We start from the raw sequence: 17,720 nt of genomic DNA on the forward strand, positions 1-17,720 counted from the left end.
GGATCATCCGTACCGCCCGTGAGGGAAGTCAACGCCCCTGCCCGGCGACGGCGTTACGCACCCTCCTTCAGTACCCGCGAGATCAGCCGCCGCTGCTCGTCCGTCAGCCGGGGATCGGCGGCGTACACCGTCCTCCCGTCCACGGTGATCTGGTAGCTGAAGCCGTCCGGCACCCCGACGGGCGGCGTGCCCCGGCCGTCGGCGGCCGCCCGCTGCGCCAGGGCGTGCCACTCGTCCGCGTCGGGGCGTCCCGCGGTGTCGATCTCCGCGTGGCGTTCGATGCCCGCGAAGCCTCCTGTGCGCCTCACCTGAATCCGCATGGGTCCGTGTCTAGTACGGAACTACAGCGTGCGCACCCCGACCTGCTCCCAGGCCTTGCGTACCGCCTCCAGTTCCTCGGCGTCGCCGTAGCGCTCCCGGGCGGCCTTCACGGTCAGTGTCGCGAAGTCCGCGAACAGCGCGTCCTGCGCCAGCTCGCCGCCGGTCAGCACGTCGTACCAGACCTGTCCCGCCCGCTCCCAGGCGTGCCCGCCGAGCGCGGTGGCGACGAGGTGGAAGGCGTGGTTGGGGATGCCGGAGTTGATGTGGACGCCGCCGTTGTCGCGGCCGGTGCGGACGAAGTCGTCCATCGTCGCGGGCTGCGGGTCCTTGCCGAGGACGTCGTCGTCGTACGCCGTGCCCGGCGCCTTCATGGAGCGCAGCGCGACTCCCGTCACGCGCGGGGCGAGCAGCCCGGCGCCGATCAGCCAGTCGGCCTCGGCGGCGGTCTGGCCGAGCGAGTACTGCTTGATGAGGGCGCCGAAGACGTCGGAGACCGACTCGTTGAGGGCGCCGGGCTGGCCGTAGTAGGTCAGGTTGGCGGTGTGCTGGGTGACGCCGTGGGTCAGCTCGTGGCCGATGACGTCGAGGGGGAGGGTGAAGTCGAGGAAGATCTCCCCGTCCCCGTCGCCGAAGACCATCTGCTCGCCGTTCCAGAAGGCGTTGTTGTACTCGCGGTCGTAGTGCACGGTCGCGTCCAGCGGCAGTCCGGCGCCGTCGATGGAGTCGCGCCCGTACACCTTCAGGAAGTGCTCGAAGGTGGCCCCGAGTCCCGCGTAGGCGCGGTTCACGGTGGCGTCCTTGCCGGGCTCCTCGCCCTCGCCGCGCACCTTCTTGCCCGGCAGGTCGGTGCCGTGCCGGGCGTCGAAGACCGTGCGCTGCGGCTGCCCGGGCCCGGCGCCGGCCCGCGGGGCGACGGCAGGGGCGCCGATGACCGTGGTCAGCGAGCGGTGGGTGCGCTCGAAGGCGTCGCGCTGGAGGGTCCGGCGGGCGGGTCCGGCGAGCACGGGGTCCTCGTGCTGGGCGAGCTTGTCGAGGACGTGGGGCGGCACGATGGTGCAGAAGACGGGCTCGAAGCCCCCGTATGTCGTCATGTCCGGCACCCTTGCACTGTGTGATGTTGCTGTCACCACCCGCAACCACGATTGGTGAAAAGCGGCGCCAAGACGGCCCCGTGGTGAGTCGCGAGTGGTATACGGCACTTTTTGTCCCGATTCCCTCCGTGGTCCCGCATACTGATACGGACCCGCGTGACCGGCGTGACTCGGCTAGGGTGCTGGGCATCATGCGTTTCGGGCTGCTTCTCCTTAGCTGCCGCGGCGAGGGCCTGTAGAGGCCGACTCCCTCCCCGCGGAGCTTGGTGGTGCCGTCGGCCGTCCTTCCGGAACACGCGGACGTCGCGGACGTCGCGCACACCGCGGACATCACGAGGAGCCCACGCCATCATGGCCAACCGCCAGCAGCCCACTTCCATGCCGACCGCCAAGTACCGCGGGTACGAGCAGGTCGACATCCCCGACCGCACCTGGCCGAACCGGCGCATCACCACCGCCCCCCGCTGGCTCTCCACCGACCTGCGCGACGGCAACCAGGCGCTGATCGACCCCATGTCGCCCGCCCGCAAGCGCGCGATGTTCGACCTGCTGGTCAAGATGGGCTACAAGGAGATCGAGGTCGGCTTCCCGGCCTCCGGCCAGACCGACTTCGACTTCGTACGGTCGATCATCGAGGACCCGGACGCCATCCCCGACGACGTGACGATCTCCGTACTGACCCAGGCCCGCGAGGACCTGATCGAGCGCACGGTCGAGTCCCTGCAAGGCGCCAAGAGGGCCACCGTCCACCTGTACAACGCGACCGCCCCGGTCTTCCGCCGGGTCGTCTTCCGCGGCTCGCGCGACGACATCAAGCAGATCGCCGTGGACGGCACCCGCCTGGTCATGGAGTACGCGGAGAAGCTGCTGGGCCCCGAGACGGAGTTCGGCTACCAGTACAGCCCCGAGATCTTCACCGACACCGAGCTGGACTTCGCCCTGGAGGTCTGCGAGGCGGTGATGGACACCTACCAGCCCGGTCCCGGCCGCGAGATCATCCTCAACCTGCCCGCCACCGTGGAGCGTTCCACGCCGTCCACGCACGCGGACCGCTTCGAGTGGATGCACCGCAACCTCTCCCGCCGCGAGCACGTGGTGCTGTCCGTCCACCCGCACAACGACCGCGGTACGGCGGTGGCCGCGGCCGAGCTGGCGGTCATGGCCGGCGCCGACCGCGTCGAGGGCTGCCTGTTCGGGCAGGGCGAGCGCACCGGCAACGTGGACCTGGTCACCCTGGGCATGAACCTGTTCTCCCAGGGCGTCGACCCGCAGATCGACTTCTCCGACATCGACGAGATCCGTCGCACGTGGGAGTACTGCAACCAGATGCAGGTCCACCCGCGCCACCCGTACGTGGGCGACCTGGTCTACACGTCCTTCTCCGGCTCCCACCAGGACGCCATCAAGAAGGGCTTCGACGCCATGGAGGCCGACGCGAAGGTCAAGGGCGTCACCGTCGACGACATCGAGTGGGCGGTCCCCTACCTGCCGATCGACCCCAAGGACGTCGGCCGCTCCTACGAGGCGGTCATCCGGGTCAACTCGCAGTCCGGCAAGGGCGGCATCGCCTACGTCCTGAAGAACGACCACAAGCTGGACCTGCCGCGCCGCATGCAGATCGAGTTCTCCAAGCTGATCCAGGCCAAGACCGACGCCGAGGGCGGCGAGATCACGCCGACGGCGATCTGGGAGGTCTTCCAGGACGAGTACCTGCCCAACCCGGACAACCCCTGGGGCCGCATCCAGGTCGCCAACGGCCAGACCACGACCGACCGCGACGGCATCGACACCCTCACCGTCGACGCCACGGTCGACGGCGCGGAGACCACCCTGGTCGGCACCGGCAACGGCCCGATCTCGGCGTTCTTCCACGCGCTGCAGGGCGTCGGCATCGACGTACGCCTGCTGGACTACCAGGAGCACACGATGAGCGAGGGCGCCTCCGCGCAGGCCGCCTCCTACATCGAGTGCGCCATCGGCGACAAGGTGCTGTGGGGCATCGGAATCGACGCGAACACCACGCGCGCCTCGCTCAAGGCCGTCGTCTCCGCCGTCAACCGCGCAACTCGCTGACCAGCCGAATCGGCGGTTTGAGGCCCCGCTCGCCGGAAAACGGCGGGCGGGGCCCCGTCGTATACCGGCCATCTCCGTGCGCAGGTCACGGAAAGGTCTCTTCCCGGGTACTGACTCCACGTCCGTGATGTGGCTAACATCACGCAAGCGCGACGATGCTGTCGCGCGGTTACGGAGGTGCGACGTGCTGCCTGGACGGGGACGAAACGGCCGAGCTGCCCGGCTGCCGCGCATCCTGGGCACACGCACCGCGTGGACACCCGTCGGCGACGGCGAGTTCTTCTGCCCCGGCTGCGGAGGCGACCGCAACTACCAGCGGCTCACCGGCCGTCGCCGCTTCACCCTGCTCGGCGTCCCCGTGCTCCCGCGCGGCGAGTCGGCGCCCACCGTCGAGTGCGCGGCCTGCCGCCGCCACTACGGCACCGACGTCCTCGACCACCCGACCACCACCCGCTTCTCCGCGATGCTCCGCGACGCCGTCCACACCGTCGCCCTCGCGGTCCTGGCCGCCGGCGGCACCTGCTCGCGTACGTCGCTGGAGACGGCGGCCGTCGCGGTGCGCGCGGCCGGCTTCGAGGACTGCACCGAGGACCAGCTGAACGCGCTGGTCGAAGCGCTGGAGGCGGACACCGGCCGGGTCCGTGGCGAGCCCTGCGTACCCGGCCTGGCCATAGAGCTGCACGAGGCGCTGGACCCGCTGGCCCCGCACCTCGCCGCCGTCGGCCGCGAATCGATCCTGCTCCAGGGTGCCCGCATCGCCCTGGCCGACGGCCCCTACACACCCGCCGAACGCGACGCCCTGGCGACGGTCGGCGCGGCCCTCACCATCTGCTCCGACGACGTGACCCGCCTGCTGGAGTCGGCGGGCACGCCCTCCTAGGCGGGAATGTCCAGCCGCATGACCTGGCGGTGCATGCCCGGGCCGAAGTAGTCCGGGCGCAGGCCGCCGTCGGGTTCCTCGGGACGGAAGCCCAGGGAGCGGTAGAGCAGGATGGCGGCGAGGTTGGCGGGTTCCACGGTGAGGCGGACCACACCTATGCCGTCCCGGCGCAACCGGGTCAGGACCTCCGTCATCAGCTCCCGGCCCAGCCCGTGCCGGCGCCGGTCCTGGGTGACGCACAGGCCGAGGATCCAGCTGTCCCCGCCGCGCGCCCTCGTGGCGGCCAGCACGTAGCCGCGCAGCCGGCCGGTGCCGTCGTCGAGTACCAGGAAGTGCTCCTCGTACATGTCGAAGAGCTGGCGCAGGAGGAAACCGGGATAGGCGACCTCCTGGAAGACCTCCTCGTCGAGCCGCCGCAGTTCGGGCAGGTCGGACTCCCGTGCCGTCCGCAGGACCAGCGGCCGGTCGACCTGGTACGGATCCGGCCCGGTGAGCTGCTCGTGGCGGTCCAAGGAGCGTTCCAGCGGTTCGGCGGTCATGCCACCCCCAGTCAGGACATGCGGACGTCAACTCGACGACACCGGCGCCGCCCACAAAGGAATGAGCCTCCATGTGGCGGCCGGTGACTTCTCCTGGCTAGAGTGAGCTTCCAACTTCCGCCGTGCAAGGGCGAGTTCGGGTGTGCGACGGTGCGCCGGACGTGCGCCCGGCGGAAGAGGACTGGCGTGTTCCCGGCTGTCTCGACGTGTCCTGGTGGCCTACCGTGCACGACACTGGGGCTTGTCCGGAATCGAATGGAACGCGGCAGGGTGACTATGGATCACAACGCCGACGCACCTTGGTCGAAGTTCGATCCAGAGGTGTACGTCGACAACAATTACCGGACACCGCTCCAAGTCGATCTGCTGATCGTCCGGTTGATGCGCGACTACTTCGGCCGCTGTTTCACCGGGGGCGTCCCGGATTCGGTGCGTGGCGTCGACGTCGGCGCCGGTGCGAATCTCTATCCCGCGCTCTCCATGCTGCCGTGGTGCGAGAAGGTGCTCCTGCTGGAATACGCGCACCCGAACGTCGAATACCTGGAGAAGCAGGTTTCCCCGGGAGGTTACGACACCGCCTGGGACGCCTTCTGGGAAGTGCTGCGCGAGTCCCCCGCGTACCGCGCCGTCGAACCGAGGAACCTGGTCAGCGAGATCGTCCGGGTGGAGCGCGGCAACCTCTTCGACCTGGAGCACGGGCACCGGCGCTGGGACATCGGCACCATGTTCTTCGTCGCCGACTCGATGTCCGAGTGCCCCGAGGAGTTCCACCGGGGAGTGCGGTGCTTCATGAACGCGCTCAGCGCGGGCGCGCCGTTCGCCGCCGCCTTCATGAAGGAGTCGGTCGGTTACCGCGTGGGCGAACACGACTACCCGGCCTACCGGGTGAACGAGGACCAGGTCAGGGAGAGCCTGGAACCGTACACCGGAGAGCTGGAAATCCACGATCTGCACCACATGGTGCGGCCGGGACACGAGGGAATGATCCTCGCCCTGGGGCGGCGCAATTCGGAGGTTGCCGCCCCATAGGAACGGGGACCATGCTGAACACAGGGCAACGAGATCTGTACGAGGGGTGCGGGGATGCAGATCAAGCCACGCCAGCACATGCTGGAGATCTGGCAGGCCATGGCCCGTCATTCGTTCGACGACGGGAAACTCCTGTGGGGTGACACCGACGGGCTGAGCAGCGTCGCCGACGCCGAACGCCTGCTCTGCCTGCTGTACCCGGCCACCGAGGTCCCCGCCTTCCGCCTCGACCAGCCCGACACCACCGAACGCGACGTCCTGCGCGCCCTCGAGCGGATCGGCAGCCGGCTGGAGATCCCGCCCAACCTGATCAGCGCGCTGACCCAGTTCATGCGCACCCACACCGGGACGGACGACAGTCCCACCTTCGCCGGCGGACACTACTTCCGGCCCGCCGAACCCGGCGGTGAGATCACGCACGAGCAGAGCCAGCTGGGCGTGGTCGACTCCTACTCCATGTCCGTCACCCTCTGCCTGGCCACCCTCGGATTCCTCAAGGTCTACGAGGGCACCACGACCCGCCCCGAGGTGCGCAGGGCGATCACCGAGCTGAGAGAGGCCACGAACGCCCGGCTGACCGCCGCCATGGTCAGCCTGCTGCGCTCCTTCACCGTCAACGTCTTCGACGCCGAGTCCGAACAGGGCAAGCGGCTGATCCAGGTCGTGGGACAGGGCAGACAGTCCGACCGGGCCGTCCTCCAGCAGTTCTCCCACAAGTTACGCCCCCTGCGCGCCACCATCATCGAGAGCCTCAGCCGCGGCATCGAGGTCGACGAGGGCATCCGCGACGAGAGCCAGCTCTTCGAGTGCGGCTGGGCCTGGGGCGTCGTGCAGGACGCCCCGCAGATCACCGACCTGAGCGTCCCGGTCCCCGGCCAGCCCGCAGGCATCGCCGACCGGCTGCCCTACGTGTACTTCACCGTCGTCGCCCTCGACGGCATCCAGGACCTGTTCTCCGACCGCACCCTCACCCTCGGCCTGCTCGACGCCGACCAGCAGAAACTCGCCGAGGCACTGCGCCTGCGCTGGGAACTCAGCCAGCAGTACTGGTCCGCGATCGCCCGCTTCGGCACCGAGCGCTGGCCCCTGGAGGACCTGCCCTGGCAGACCACCGGCCTGCGCCTGGAGTCCGAGTACTTCTCCCTGACCGTCGCGGCCATCGTCGTCCACGACCTGATCCGCCGCAAGGCGACCGACGACGACCTCACCCGCACCGTCGCCGTCATGGAGCGCCTCGCCGACCGCGGCCGGATCACCAGCCGCATGACCAGGCGGGACCCCACCATCCGGCTGCACAACCCGGGCGTCACCATGCCGCTCGCCGGATCCGAGCGCGCCGGCGGGCAACTGCTGTGGCGCATGCCCGACTTCTCGGCACAGCTCCTCAAACGGAGCATCCAACTCGCCGAACTCTCCCGGAACATCGGCGCGCAGGACCGGCTCCTGCGCCTGTCCGAGCAGACCTTCGAGCACCTGTGGTCACGGCGCATCGACGAGGACGACGACGGCGCCGGCCTGTGGGACAACGTCCAGGCCGTCTTCCCAGAGGCACACGACGTCGGCAAGCGCATGTCCTGGAGCATCACCGAGCGCGTCACCGAATGCCTCGTCGCCGCCCGCAACCTGTACGAGCAGCAGCCCATCCGCAGCCCCGAACTGGCCGAACTGGCCCGCGAACTGCTCAGCGAGGCCACCCACCTGTTCGGCAAGGAGCAACTGGAGGCCTCCGCGGCCGCCGACGGCAGCAGAGCCCGGGCCATGCGGAGCATCGAGAGCCGCCTCGACCACGCCCGCGGCCTCGTCGACGACCGGCCCGCCACCGCCTTCGCCCTGGCCCTGCCCGTGCTCCAGGAACTCGACACCCTGGCCCAGGCCAGGGGCGCCGCCGCGCAGGAGGTGTGAGGGTGCTCGTCTTCGCAGCCTCCGACAAAGGAGGCACGGGGCGCTCGGTGACCAGCGCCAACCTGGCGTACCAGCGCGCCCTCACCGGCGACCACGTGGCCTACGTGGACTTCGACTTCGGCTCGCCCACCGCCGCCGCCGTCTTCGACGTGCCCGGCGCGATGCGCGGCACCGTGGAACGCGGCCTCCACTCCTACCTGGAGGGCGAGACCGCCGAGCCCGCCAGGATCGACGTGTGGCGGCAGACCGAGCACCCCCTGCTGCGCGCCCGCCCCAACCAGTCCGGCCGCCTCGTCCTGTTCCCCGGCGACGCCGGGGGCGGCGAGTTCGCCGTCGGCGAGGAGTCCCTGGAGCGGTGCATCGACCTGCTGCTGCGGCTCAACGGCGAGTTCGACGTCACCGTCGTCGACCTCAGCGCCGGCCGCAGCTACGCCGTCGACATGGTCCTCGCGGCCACCGCCCACCCCCGGATGCGCAACATCCCCTTCCGCTGGCTCGTCTTCCACCGCTGGACCCGGCAGCACGTCATCGCCGCCTCCGGACTCGTCCACGCCGACCACGGCATCATCGGCGGCGGCGTCGAACGCGGGCACGACGAGGAGAGCCTGCGCGCCGCGGTCCGCTTCGTACGGGCCGCCGTACCCGACCCCGACTCGCCGCTGTGGTCCCAGGGCTCACCCGCCCAGGCCGCCTGGATGCAGGCCTGCGACGAGGCGCTGCGCCGGCTCGCCGCCGAGCACCGCATCGGCGACAGCGTCGTCCTCGGCGTCGTACCGCTGGAGCCCATACTCCAGTGGCGCGAGCAGCTCATCACCGAAGAGGACGTGCTCTCCACCCAGATCGCCAACAAGGAAACCCTGGAGGCGCTGGAGGAGATCGCCCGGCGCCTGACGGACGACTCGCACTGGGGGCGGCCATGACGGACGCGGTGTTCCGGGAGACCGCCGCCGAGCCACGCACCCAGTCGGTGCCGCTCGCCCACCTCTCCCTGGAGCTGGGCCACCTCTACATGGAGGACTTCGAGGCCGGCCCCGAACGCCTGCGCCGGCACTTCACCGAAGTACGCCCCTGGGTGGACGCGGCCCGCACCGCCGCCACCGCCCGCGCCGGCGGCAAACGCGCCCGGATCAGCACCTGCTTCCTGATCGACGACTACTTCACCCGCTTCTCCACCCCCGCCGAAGTCGTCCCCATGCTGCTCGCGGAGGCCGAGCGGGCCGGGCTGAGCATCGACTACCTGGCCCGCGAGTCCGGCTGCGCCACCGCCGGCAAGGTGCCCGTCGCCGAGGCGGTGGCCGGCCGCATCGTCGAGTCGCCGCCGCCCGGCAGCTACGGACTGCGCCCGCCCGCCGCGCAGACCGGCTGGCTGGCCAACGGCGAGCGCAGCCCCGTCGCCCGCGCCCCGCAGGCCATGAAGCGCGCCACCGCCTGGCAGCCGCCCCGGGAGACCGCCGCCCGCCGCCACTCCGTCTTCCTCGACGTCGAACTGTGGAGCGACGACGCCGACGGGCACCGCACCTGGTCCTGCCCCTTCCTCGCCGCCGTGTGGCAGCTCGCCCGCCTCGGACTCCTGCGCGACGAGGGCGAGCCCGTCCTCGTCCCCCAGCCGCACACCGCCACCGGCTTCCCCGACGACTGGGACGAACTGCCCTCCCTGCTCCGGCTCGACGACCGCGCCGACCCCTTCGCCGCCTACCGGACCTGCTCCGTCCTGCCCACCCGCTTCCTCCCCGTCGAGCACGCCGTCCGCGTGATCCTCGACCAGATCGAGGTCGACCCGGGAGCACTGGCACAGGTCGCCGAACGCTCCGGCCGCGAACGCACACCCGTCCCCGACTCGGTCGCCGACCGCGTCTCCTACGTCTACTACCCGGGGCTCTGACATGGCGCCGCGGGAGAGCACACCGCGCGCCGCACTCGCCTGCGGCGAGGTCCGCACCTGCCTGCTGCCCGCCCGGCAGGCCCTCGACAGCCGGTCCGCCGCCCAACTCCTGGCCCTGCGCGCCGACGAACGCGTCCTGCTCTCCGAACGCCCCGGCCTCTACGCGCGTTCCCCCGACACCCTCACCGGCGTCGACTGCCCGCTGCCCAGCGCCAACGGCGCCCGGATCCGCGCGGTCGGCACCGTCACCGCACACGCCGCGCTCACCGAGGGGCGCGTCCTGCAGACCTCCGCCCACTTCCGCGTCCCCGCCACCGGGCCCGACCAGCGGCGGCCGTGGGGCGAGTACCTGGTACGCCCCGGAGTGGTCGAGCCGCTCGGCAAGCCGAGCCAGGAGGCGGTCGCGCGGGGCGTGCTCGACGGCCCGCGCCACGGCGACCTCGACGTCGGGCTGATCGCCGACGGACTGCTCACCCGGCTGCTGCGCCACGCCCTGCTCGACCAGCGCCCGCCCTTCCGGTCCCGCCCCACCCGGCTGCGCTGGGCCGCCCTGCCCGCGGACCCGGGCGACGGCCCGTCCATCGAACGGTTCACCCTCGCCGAGGACGAACTGCGCACCGTGAGCCTGCGCGTGCCCGAGGACACCACCGGCGCCGACCTCGCCGCGCTCTGCGGCGACCTGGCCCTGCACGACTGGCTGCTCACCACCGTCGTCCGCATGCTCGACGGCCTGCGCCTCGGCACGGGGGCCGCCGAGGACGCCACCGCCGTCGTCCGAACGCTGCGCCCGGCCGTCGACCATCTGCTGCACCTGTGGATGCCCCGCGCCAGGGTGGCCGGGGAACTGGCTCCGCTCTGGGACCCGCTGGAGGAACGGCCCGGCTTCACGCGGCAGTGGCAGGCCCTGGTGCAGCGCATCCGCGACCAGCTCACGCTGCACGCCATTCCCGCGCCCCACCGGGAGGTGGAAGCGGTTCCCTGACCGGGCGCCGGCACCTCCCACGCACATCCCCGCACCCCGATCCGACGCGTATCCCAACGGGGGGAGAAGCGAGATGAGCACGGCACAGTCACCCCAGCCCGACGACACGGCCCGTACACCGGGCCCGGCCGACCTGAGGGGGGAGTCCCCATGGGCACGCATGCTGCTGGTCGCCCTCGTCGTCGGCGCCCTCTTCTGGAGCGTCACGGCCCTGCTCAGCCCCGAGGACGGCACGCTGCGGCAGTTCGTGGCCGCCGTGCTCTGCGCCGGCGCCGCGGTGCTGGTCCAGTACGTGCTGGGCCTGGCCCCGCGGCCGGGTCACATCCGGCTGGAGGAACACACCCGCCGGGTGGAGAGCGCACTGGCCGAGAACACCGCCGCCGTACGAGAAGGACTGAACCGGTACGACGACGAGCTGAAAACCGGTCTGACCCGGCACACCGAGGACGTGAAGCAGCTCGTCGAGACCCACGTCACCCAGGTGGACCACCGGCCCGCCGAGCCCTACCCGCGACTGGACCGCGCCCGCATCGACAGCGTGCCCGACCTCGCCAAGGGCTTCGCCGACGTACTGCTGCCGGAACCCTCGATCCTGCACACCTTCGTCCACCTGGAGATGGCGCGGGTGGTCGGTCACATGGCGGACCTCACCAACCAGAGCGCCGAGTGCCCCGGCGAGAACCACGACTGGATGCTCACCCTCACCCGCGCCGCCGAACAATCCATCTGCGCCACCAGCACCTCCGTCGACCGCGAGTTCTGGAACAGCGAGCCCGCCGGCCGCTACCTCGACGCCCAGCAGGCGGCGATCGACGAACAGGGTGTGTCGGTACGCCGGCTGTTCCTGCTCGAGAGCGCCCGGGAACTCGACGACCGGCTGCTGCGGCTGTGCGAGGAGCAGGAACTGCGCCGCATCGACGTACGCGCGGCGGTCCTGCCCGAACTGCCCCCGCACCTCCAGCGCGGCACCACCAACGACTTCATCCTCTACGACGAGGAGGTGTCGTTCGAGATCGAGCAGGACCTGCGCGACGTCAACGTCCGCACCCGGCTGACCGCGCGCCAGGACTACGTGCGGGACCGGCTCAAGCGCTTCAGGGAACTCTGGGACGCGGGCATGGGCCTGCGTGAACTCGAGGTGCGGGTCGACGCCGAGCAGGACGGCAACTGGATGGTGGACCGGGCCTGATCGCCGCCCCGCTCCCGCGTACTCCCCGGGGAGTAACGGCGGCCGGGCGCCACCCTGGGCAGTAGCCGCCGACTCGCCCTCGGGCCCGACGTATCGGCGCCCCGCCACCGGAAGTCTGGAGACCTACCCAGACATCCGACCGGAGGGGAGCCCGTCACATGGGGGCAGCAAGGACAAGCGGGGGGACGAGCGAGGGGACGGGCAGGGGGACGAGCGGCCGGCGACGGCGGGCCGTGCCCTGGCTGGTGCTCGGACTGTGGATCGCCGTACTGGCGATCGCCTCGCCGTTCGCGTCGCAACTGTCGGACGTGCAGCGCGACCGCGCCGTCGACTACCTGCCGGCGAGCGCCGACTCGACCCAGGTGGCGAAGATCCAGGACCGGCTGCCGGGCGGCGAGGCCACCGAGATGGTCGTCGTCTACCACCGCGACGCCGGACTGACCGCCGCCGACAAGGCCACCGCCGCCGACCAGATCGCCGAGATCGCGGGCGCGCACCGGCTGACCGACCGCCCGGCCGGCATCCCGTCCGAGGACGGCACCACCCTCGTGTACCCGGTCGCCAGCACCGAGCCCGGCCAGGACGAGGAGGCCCGCGACGCACTGGTCAACGCCGTACGGGACGTCGCCGAGGGCGGCGCCGGGCTGAGCGTCGAGGTCGGCGGCGCGGGCGCCCTCGCCACCGACGCGGCCGAGGTCTACAACTCCCTCGACGGACCGCTGCTCTACACCACCGCCGCGGTCGTCGCCCTCCTGCTGATCCTCATCTACCGCAGCCCGTTCCTGTGGCTGGTCCCGCTCGCCGTCGCCGGTATCGCCGACTACCTCTCCATGGGCGTCGCCTACGGCCTCAACCAGTGGTTCGGCACCTCGGTCTCCGGCCAGAGCACCGGCATCATGACCATCCTCGTCTTCGGCGTCGGCACCGACTACGCGCTGCTGCTGATCTCCCGCTACCGCGAGGAACTGCGCCGCATCGAGCGCCCGTACGACGCCATGGCCGCCGCCCTGCGCGGCTGCGGTCCCGCCGTGCTCGCCTCCTCCGGCACCGTCGCCGCCGGACTGCTCTGCCTGCTCGCCGCCGACCTCAACTCCAGCCGGGGCATGGGCCCGCTCGGCACCGTCGGCGTGCTGTGCGCGCTGGCCGCCATGCTGACCCTGCTCCCCGCGCTCCTGGTCCTGCTGGGCCGCCGCGTCTTCTGGCCCCTCATACCCCGCTACGGCAGCACCCCCAAGGCCCGCAGGTCGCTGTTCACCGCGATGGGCGGCTCCGCCGAACGCCGTCCCCGCACCGTCCTCGCCGGCGGCGCCGTACTCCTCGGCGCCCTCGCCCTAGGCTCGCTCAACCTCCCCGGCTCCCTCAAGCAGGAGGACTCCTTCACCACCAGGCCCGAGGCGATCGCCGCCATGGAGACCCTCGCCGCCGCCTACCCGGAGCGGGGCACCCAGCCCATCACCGTCATCACCCCCGCCGACCGTGCCGACGCCGCCCTCGCCGAGGCCCGCGACACCCGCGGCGTCAAGAGCGCCGAGCGGGGCCGCAGCGGCGGCGGATGGACCGAGCTGACCGTACTGGCCTCCGCCCCGCCCCAGTCGGCGGCCGAGACCGCCACCATCGACGCCCTGCGCGACACGCTCGACGACTCCTACGTCGGCGGTCCCAGCGCCCAGCAGATCGACCTGGAGGACACCAGCGCCCGGGACACCGCCATCGTCGTACCGATCGTGCTGCTCTCGGTCCTGCTGATCCTGGTCGTCCTCCTGCGGTCCCTCGTCGCGCCGCTGATCCTGGTCGCCGCCGTCGTCGCCGTGTGGGGCGCCGCCCTCGGGATCGGCGGACTCGTCTTCGGCCCCCTGTTCGGCTTCGAGGGCACCGACCCGGGCCTGGGCCTGCTGTCCTTCGTCTTCCTGGTGGCGCTGGGCGTCGACTACGGCATCTTCCTGATGCACCGCATGCGCGAGGAGTCCCTGCACGGCGCCGAACCCACGCGGGCCGCGCTCACCGCGCTGCGCACCACCGGCGGCGTCATCGCCTCCGCCGGACTCGTCCTCGCGGCCACCTTCGCGGTGCTCACCAACATGCCGATGGTGCAACTCGTCGAGCTCGGCTTCGTCATCGCGGTCGGCGTCCTCCTCGACACCTTCCTCGTCCGCACCTACCTGGTCACCAGCGCGAGCGTCGCCCTGCGCCGCCGGGTGTGGTGGCCGGGCCGGCTGTCCCGGGCGCCCGAGGAGCCGGTGCCGGCGGGAGAGCGGGAGCCCGTCGGTGTCTGAGGCGTCCGACGACCGGAGTACGCCCCTCCCCTCCCGGAGGGGCGGACCCGTCACGGAGGATGGACGCGTGCAGGCAACCACCGAGTCAGCGCCCCGGCCCCGTATCGGCGAGCGCGTCATGGCCGTCGTCAACCGCGACCCGCTCGCCGCCCCGCACCGCGACCGAAACGACACCATGCTCGCCGCGGCCCTCTTCACCGCGGCGGCCTGCATCGCGCTGCTCACCGACGAGGGCTGCCGCCCGGACGCGGCGGGCTGGATCCTGCTGGTCGCCTGCCACGCGCCGCTGGCACGTCGCAGGCGCCGCCCCCTGCTGGTGCTCTGCCTGGTGGCCGCCCCGATCGCGGCCTTCCACGCCCTCGACCACAACCACTCCGCTCCCGTGCCCGCGACCATGGTGGCCCTCTACACGATCGCCACGACCGGCACCGTGCGCCGCACCCTGGCCATCGGCGCCGCCGTCATCGGCCTGGGGCTGACCATGAACGCCCTCACCAACCCCGAGGGCATGGTCGAACTGCTGCGGATCACCGGCTGGGTCGTGGCCGTCCTGTTCTGCGGCATAGACGTCCGCTACTACCGCCAGTACGTCGCCTCCATCGTCGAACGGGCCGAGCGCGCCGAACGCACCCGCGAGGAGGAGGCCCGGCGCCGCGTCGCCGAGGAGCGCCTGCGCGTCGCCCGGGACCTGCACGACCTGCTCGCGCACAGCATCACCCTCATCGGCGTGCAGACCTCCGTCGCCGCCCACGTCCTGACCGCCGACCCCGGGCGCCTGGACCGGGCCGCCGTCGCCAAGGCCCTCGACGACATCGCCGAGACCTGCCGGACCGCGCGCGGCGAACTGCGCAGCACGCTGGAGGTCCTCCGGGAGCAGGGCGCCCCCGACGCCCGCGGCCCACTGCCCGGACTGCACGGCCTGCCCGACCTGGCCGAGGCCGCCCGGCTCGCCGGAGCACGGGTGGACCTGTCGGTACGCGCCGACGACGTCCCGCCCGCGGTCGGCGCTGCCGCCTACCGCATCGTGCAGGAGGCGCTGACCAACGCCGTACGCCACGCGGGGCCGGAACCGTCCGTCCGCGTCGGGGTACACGCCGAGCGGGGCGCTCTGCGCCTGGCGGTGACCGACGACGGCACCGGACCCGACCCCGACGGCACCCCCGGCTTCGGTCTCGTCGGCATGCGCGAGCGGGCCCGCAGCGTGGGTGGCACACTCGACGCCGGGCCGCGGGCCGGGGGCGCCAGCGGCTTCGAGGTGACGGCGGTACTGCCGACGCCGACGGCGCCGTCCCCGGTGCCTTTGGCGTCCGCCGCGCCCCTGACGACTGTGACCTGGAGTGCGGAGAGAGACGGATGACCATACGAGTGCTGCTCGCGGACGACCAGAACCTCGTCCGTGCCGCGTTCGCCCTGCTCGTCGCGTCGGCCCCGGACATGGAGGTGGTCGGCGAGGCGGGCACCGGCCGCCAGGCCGTGGAACTGGCCCGCGCCGAACGCGCCGACCTCGTCGTCATGGACATCCGCATGCCCGACCTGGACGGGATCGAGGCGACCCGGCTCATCGCGGCCGACGAGGACCTCGCGGGCGTGAAGGTGCTGGTCCTCACCACCTACGACACCGACGACAACATCGTGGAAGCCCTCCGCGCGGGCGCCTCCGGATTCCTGGTCAAGGACACGAAGCCCGCCGAACTCCTCGACGCCATACGCACCGTGACGGCGGGCGACGCCCTTCTGTCGCCCGGCCCGACGGCACGGCTGATCGAGCGCTTCCTGCGCAGCCCCTCCGCTCCGGTGGCGGGCGGCGGCGGCCCCGACTGCCTGTCGGACCGCGAGCGCCAGGTGCTCACGCTCGTCGCGCGCGGCCTCAACAACACGGAGATCGCCGATTCCCTGGGACTGAGCCCACTGACCGCGAAGACCCACGTCAGCCGCATCATGGGCAAGCTGGGCGCCCGGGACCGGGCCCAACTGGTCATCGTGGGCTACGAGACGGGGCTGGTGGCGCCGGGCGTCCGCTAGTCGCAGTAGGTGTCCGCGTCCGGCCGCTGCCCGGTCGCCAGGAAGCGGGAGACGGTGCGGTCGCCGCACTCGTTGCCCTCGGCGAGGTAGGCGTCGTGGCCGGTGGAGTCCACGGTGACCATGACCGCGCGCCGGCCGAGCGCCTCCCGCATCTTCAGGGCGCCGCTGAGCGGGGTGGCGACGTCCCGCTCGTTCTGGACGAGCAGGATGTTGGACGGCCCCCGGTCGGTGATCCGCACCGGCGCCTCACGCGGCGGGTACGGCCAGGCGGCGCACAGCATCGCGTTGCGGGGCATCCCCGCGGTCAGCGGGAACTTGGCGCGGCTCTCGGCGACCGCCTTCCGGTACACCGTGGCGGACTTCGGCCAGGCGACGTCGTTGCAGAGCGTCCCGGCGCCCACGGCGGCGACGTTCTGCAGCGCGGCCTCGGGCGGCGCCTCGGGCGCGGGCGGCACGGTGCCCTTCCGCGCGGCCAGCATCAGCTTGGCGAGCGTCGGGTAGCGGCCGGGGCGGTAGAGGCCGTCCAGCATCGCCTGGCGCAGCACGTTGCCGTTCAGCTCCTCCGGGTTGGCGCCGGGCCAGGGGATCGGCTCGCGGTCGAGCCGGGCGGCGAGCCGCAGGAACATCGGCCGCACGTCGGCGGCCCTGCGCGCCACGCGGTCGGGGTTGCCGGGCTTCGAAGCCCAGGCGGCGAAGTGCGGGAAGGTGTCCTCGACACCCTGTTCGTGCCCGGCCAGCCAGGCGCGGGAGACGCGGGCGGGGTCGGGGTTGTCGACGCTGTCCAGCACGATGCGGTCGGTGCGGTGCGGGAAGAGCTGCGCGTACACCGCGCCGACGTACGTCCCGTACGACACGCCCCACGCGGAGAGCTTCCGCTCGCCGAGCGCGGCCCGGAGCCGGTCGATGTCGCGGGCCTCGTTGGCGGTGCTGAGGTGCCGGATCAGTTCGCCGCCGTTGCGTGCGCAGGCGTCGGCCATGCGTCGGGCGGTGACCATGTTGCCGTCCACGGAGCCGTCGGGGGCGGGCCAGGGGCGGAGCCTGGAGGTGGCGAGGTCGCCGTACTCCAGCCCGCAGCTGACGGAGGTGGACGGGGCGAGGCCGCGCGGCGCGAACCCGATCAGGTCGTGGGTGTCCCGTACCTCCTGCGGCAGCTTCTGCCCCTTCCCCGAGGGGTCGTTCAGGCTGGAGCCGCCCGGCCCCCCGGCGATGAGCAGCAGCGCCCCGCGCCGGGCGTCCGGTTTCTCGCTCGGGATGCGCGAGACGGCGATGTCGATGAGCGGGCTGTCGGGATCGGCGTAGTCCATGGGGACCTGGAGGGTGGCGCACTGCTGACGAGGGTCGACGGCGCCGCCCTCGCAGGCGGTCCAGGTGAGTGACTTGGACGGGCCGCCGGTCGCGGAGGCCGTGGCCGGCGCGGTGATGCCGAGGAGGGCGGTGGACACGCCGACGAGGGCGGCGTTACGGAGGATGCGCGTGGGCTGCGTCATGTGAGGAGCCTCGCGGTTCCGCGGGGGTCTCCCCATCCGGGCAACAACCT

At 72.0% G+C, this 17,720-nt stretch carries 15 protein-coding genes; 11 read left to right on the forward strand and 4 right to left on the reverse strand.

Features of this window, described 5'->3' with window-relative positions; genetic code table 11:
- Window positions 1-53: 53 nt before the first annotated feature.
- Together ACZ4V1_RS02360 and ACZ4V1_RS02365 are read right to left on the reverse strand one after the other, a co-directional pair.
- Window positions 54-320: a protealysin inhibitor emfourin gene (locus ACZ4V1_RS02360; RefSeq protein WP_468328243.1), complete on the reverse strand. Its 267-nt coding sequence runs from the start codon at window positions 318-320 to the stop codon at window positions 54-56.
- 21 nt (window positions 321-341) lie between these two features.
- The gene (locus ACZ4V1_RS02365) at window positions 342-1,412 is read right to left on the reverse strand and encodes a M4 family metallopeptidase (RefSeq protein ID WP_468328245.1); all 1,071 of its coding nucleotides are present in this window, start codon (window positions 1,410-1,412) and stop codon (window positions 342-344) included.
- 351 nt (window positions 1,413-1,763) lie between these two features.
- On the opposite strand from ACZ4V1_RS02365, the gene leuA reads away from it, so the two are divergent.
- Window positions 1,764-3,485: a 2-isopropylmalate synthase gene (gene leuA, locus ACZ4V1_RS02370; RefSeq protein ID WP_468328247.1), complete on the forward strand. Its 1,722-nt coding sequence runs from the start codon at window positions 1,764-1,766 to the stop codon at window positions 3,483-3,485.
- Window positions 3,486-3,669: 184 nt separating this feature from the next.
- Window positions 3,670-4,365: a TerB family tellurite resistance protein gene (locus ACZ4V1_RS02375; RefSeq protein WP_468328249.1), complete on the forward strand. Its 696-nt coding sequence runs from the start codon at window positions 3,670-3,672 to the stop codon at window positions 4,363-4,365.
- Here the strand turns inward: ACZ4V1_RS02375 and ACZ4V1_RS02380 are convergent.
- Window positions 4,362-4,904 carry a GNAT family N-acetyltransferase gene (locus ACZ4V1_RS02380; RefSeq protein WP_468328251.1) on the reverse strand — a complete coding sequence of 181 codons (543 nt, stop codon included), beginning with the start codon at window positions 4,902-4,904 and terminating at the stop codon, window positions 4,362-4,364. The two genes, ACZ4V1_RS02375 and ACZ4V1_RS02380, sit on opposite strands and share 4 nt — an antisense overlap.
- Before the next feature lie 255 nt (window positions 4,905-5,159).
- On the opposite strand from ACZ4V1_RS02380, the gene ACZ4V1_RS02385 reads away from it, so the two are divergent.
- The 9 genes from ACZ4V1_RS02385 (at window position 5,160) to ACZ4V1_RS02425 (ending at window position 16,183) form a co-directional block, all read left to right on the forward strand.
- Window positions 5,160-5,933, forward strand: a complete 774-nt coding sequence (locus ACZ4V1_RS02385; RefSeq protein ID WP_468328253.1) for an SCO2525 family SAM-dependent methyltransferase — start codon at window positions 5,160-5,162, stop codon at window positions 5,931-5,933.
- Between the two features lie 54 nt (window positions 5,934-5,987).
- On the forward strand, window positions 5,988-7,835 hold the full coding sequence (locus tag ACZ4V1_RS02390) for an SCO2524 family protein (protein WP_468328255.1): 1,848 nt from the start codon (window positions 5,988-5,990) through the stop codon (window positions 7,833-7,835).
- A 2-nt stretch (window positions 7,836-7,837) separates the two neighbouring features.
- Entirely contained in the window at window positions 7,838-8,755 is a 918-nt protein-coding gene (locus tag ACZ4V1_RS02395; protein WP_468328257.1) for an SCO2523 family variant P-loop protein, read from the forward strand.
- Window positions 8,752-9,717, forward strand: coding sequence for an SCO2522 family protein (locus ACZ4V1_RS02400; RefSeq protein ID WP_468328259.1), 966 nt, complete (start codon window positions 8,752-8,754; stop codon window positions 9,715-9,717). The genes ACZ4V1_RS02395 and ACZ4V1_RS02400 overlap by 4 nt, the downstream gene beginning before the upstream one ends.
- 1 nt (window position 9,718) lies before the next feature.
- On the forward strand, window positions 9,719-10,699 hold the full coding sequence (locus ACZ4V1_RS02405; protein WP_468328261.1) for an SCO2521 family protein: 981 nt from the start codon (window positions 9,719-9,721) through the stop codon (window positions 10,697-10,699).
- 73 nt (window positions 10,700-10,772) lie between these two features.
- Entirely contained in the window at window positions 10,773-11,888 is a 1,116-nt protein-coding gene (locus ACZ4V1_RS02410) for a hypothetical protein (protein WP_468328263.1), read from the forward strand.
- A gap of 158 nt (window positions 11,889-12,046) precedes the next feature.
- Window positions 12,047-14,161, forward strand: coding sequence for an MMPL family transporter (locus ACZ4V1_RS02415; protein WP_468328265.1), 2,115 nt, complete (start codon window positions 12,047-12,049; stop codon window positions 14,159-14,161).
- A gap of 67 nt (window positions 14,162-14,228) precedes the next feature.
- Complete coding sequence (locus ACZ4V1_RS02420; protein WP_468328267.1) at window positions 14,229-15,518, forward strand: sensor histidine kinase; 1,290 nt, start codon at window positions 14,229-14,231, stop codon at window positions 15,516-15,518.
- The gene (locus ACZ4V1_RS02425; protein ID WP_468328269.1) at window positions 15,515-16,183 is read left to right on the forward strand and encodes a response regulator transcription factor; all 669 of its coding nucleotides are present in this window, start codon (window positions 15,515-15,517) and stop codon (window positions 16,181-16,183) included. The genes ACZ4V1_RS02420 and ACZ4V1_RS02425 overlap by 4 nt, the downstream gene beginning before the upstream one ends.
- Here ACZ4V1_RS02425 and ACZ4V1_RS02430 read toward each other — a convergent pair.
- On the reverse strand, window positions 16,180-17,670 hold the full coding sequence (locus tag ACZ4V1_RS02430) for an alpha/beta hydrolase (protein WP_468328271.1): 1,491 nt from the start codon (window positions 17,668-17,670) through the stop codon (window positions 16,180-16,182). The two genes, ACZ4V1_RS02425 and ACZ4V1_RS02430, sit on opposite strands and share 4 nt — an antisense overlap.
- Window positions 17,671-17,720: the final 50 nt, after the last annotated feature.

It is taken from the genome of Streptomyces sp. NPDC028991 (genome assembly GCF_055564775.1).

Bases quoted from the DNA above. Each gene is read 5' to 3' on its own strand.
- ACZ4V1_RS02405 (WP_468328261.1), top strand. From the start codon at position 9,719: ATGGCGCCGCGGGAGAGCACACCGCGCGCCGCACTCGCCTGCGGCGAG.
- ACZ4V1_RS02360 (WP_468328243.1), bottom strand. From the start codon at position 320: ATGCGGATTCAGGTGAGGCGCACAGGAGGCTTCGCGGGCATCGAACGC.
- ACZ4V1_RS02365 (WP_468328245.1), bottom strand. From the start codon at position 1,412: ATGACGACATACGGGGGCTTCGAGCCCGTCTTCTGCACCATCGTGCCG.
- ACZ4V1_RS02380 (WP_468328251.1), bottom strand. From the start codon at position 4,904: ATGACCGCCGAACCGCTGGAACGCTCCTTGGACCGCCACGAGCAGCTC.
- ACZ4V1_RS02430 (WP_468328271.1), bottom strand. From the start codon at position 17,670: ATGACGCAGCCCACGCGCATCCTCCGTAACGCCGCCCTCGTCGGCGTG.
- ACZ4V1_RS02385 (WP_468328253.1), top strand. From the start codon at position 5,160: ATGGAACGCGGCAGGGTGACTATGGATCACAACGCCGACGCACCTTGG.
- ACZ4V1_RS02390 (WP_468328255.1), top strand. From the start codon at position 5,988: ATGCAGATCAAGCCACGCCAGCACATGCTGGAGATCTGGCAGGCCATG.
- ACZ4V1_RS02400 (WP_468328259.1), top strand. From the start codon at position 8,752: ATGACGGACGCGGTGTTCCGGGAGACCGCCGCCGAGCCACGCACCCAG.
- ACZ4V1_RS02415 (WP_468328265.1), top strand. From the start codon at position 12,047: ATGGGGGCAGCAAGGACAAGCGGGGGGACGAGCGAGGGGACGGGCAGG.
- ACZ4V1_RS02410 (WP_468328263.1), top strand. From the start codon at position 10,773: ATGAGCACGGCACAGTCACCCCAGCCCGACGACACGGCCCGTACACCG.
- ACZ4V1_RS02425 (WP_468328269.1), top strand. From the start codon at position 15,515: ATGACCATACGAGTGCTGCTCGCGGACGACCAGAACCTCGTCCGTGCC.
- leuA (WP_468328247.1), top strand. From the start codon at position 1,764: ATGGCCAACCGCCAGCAGCCCACTTCCATGCCGACCGCCAAGTACCGC.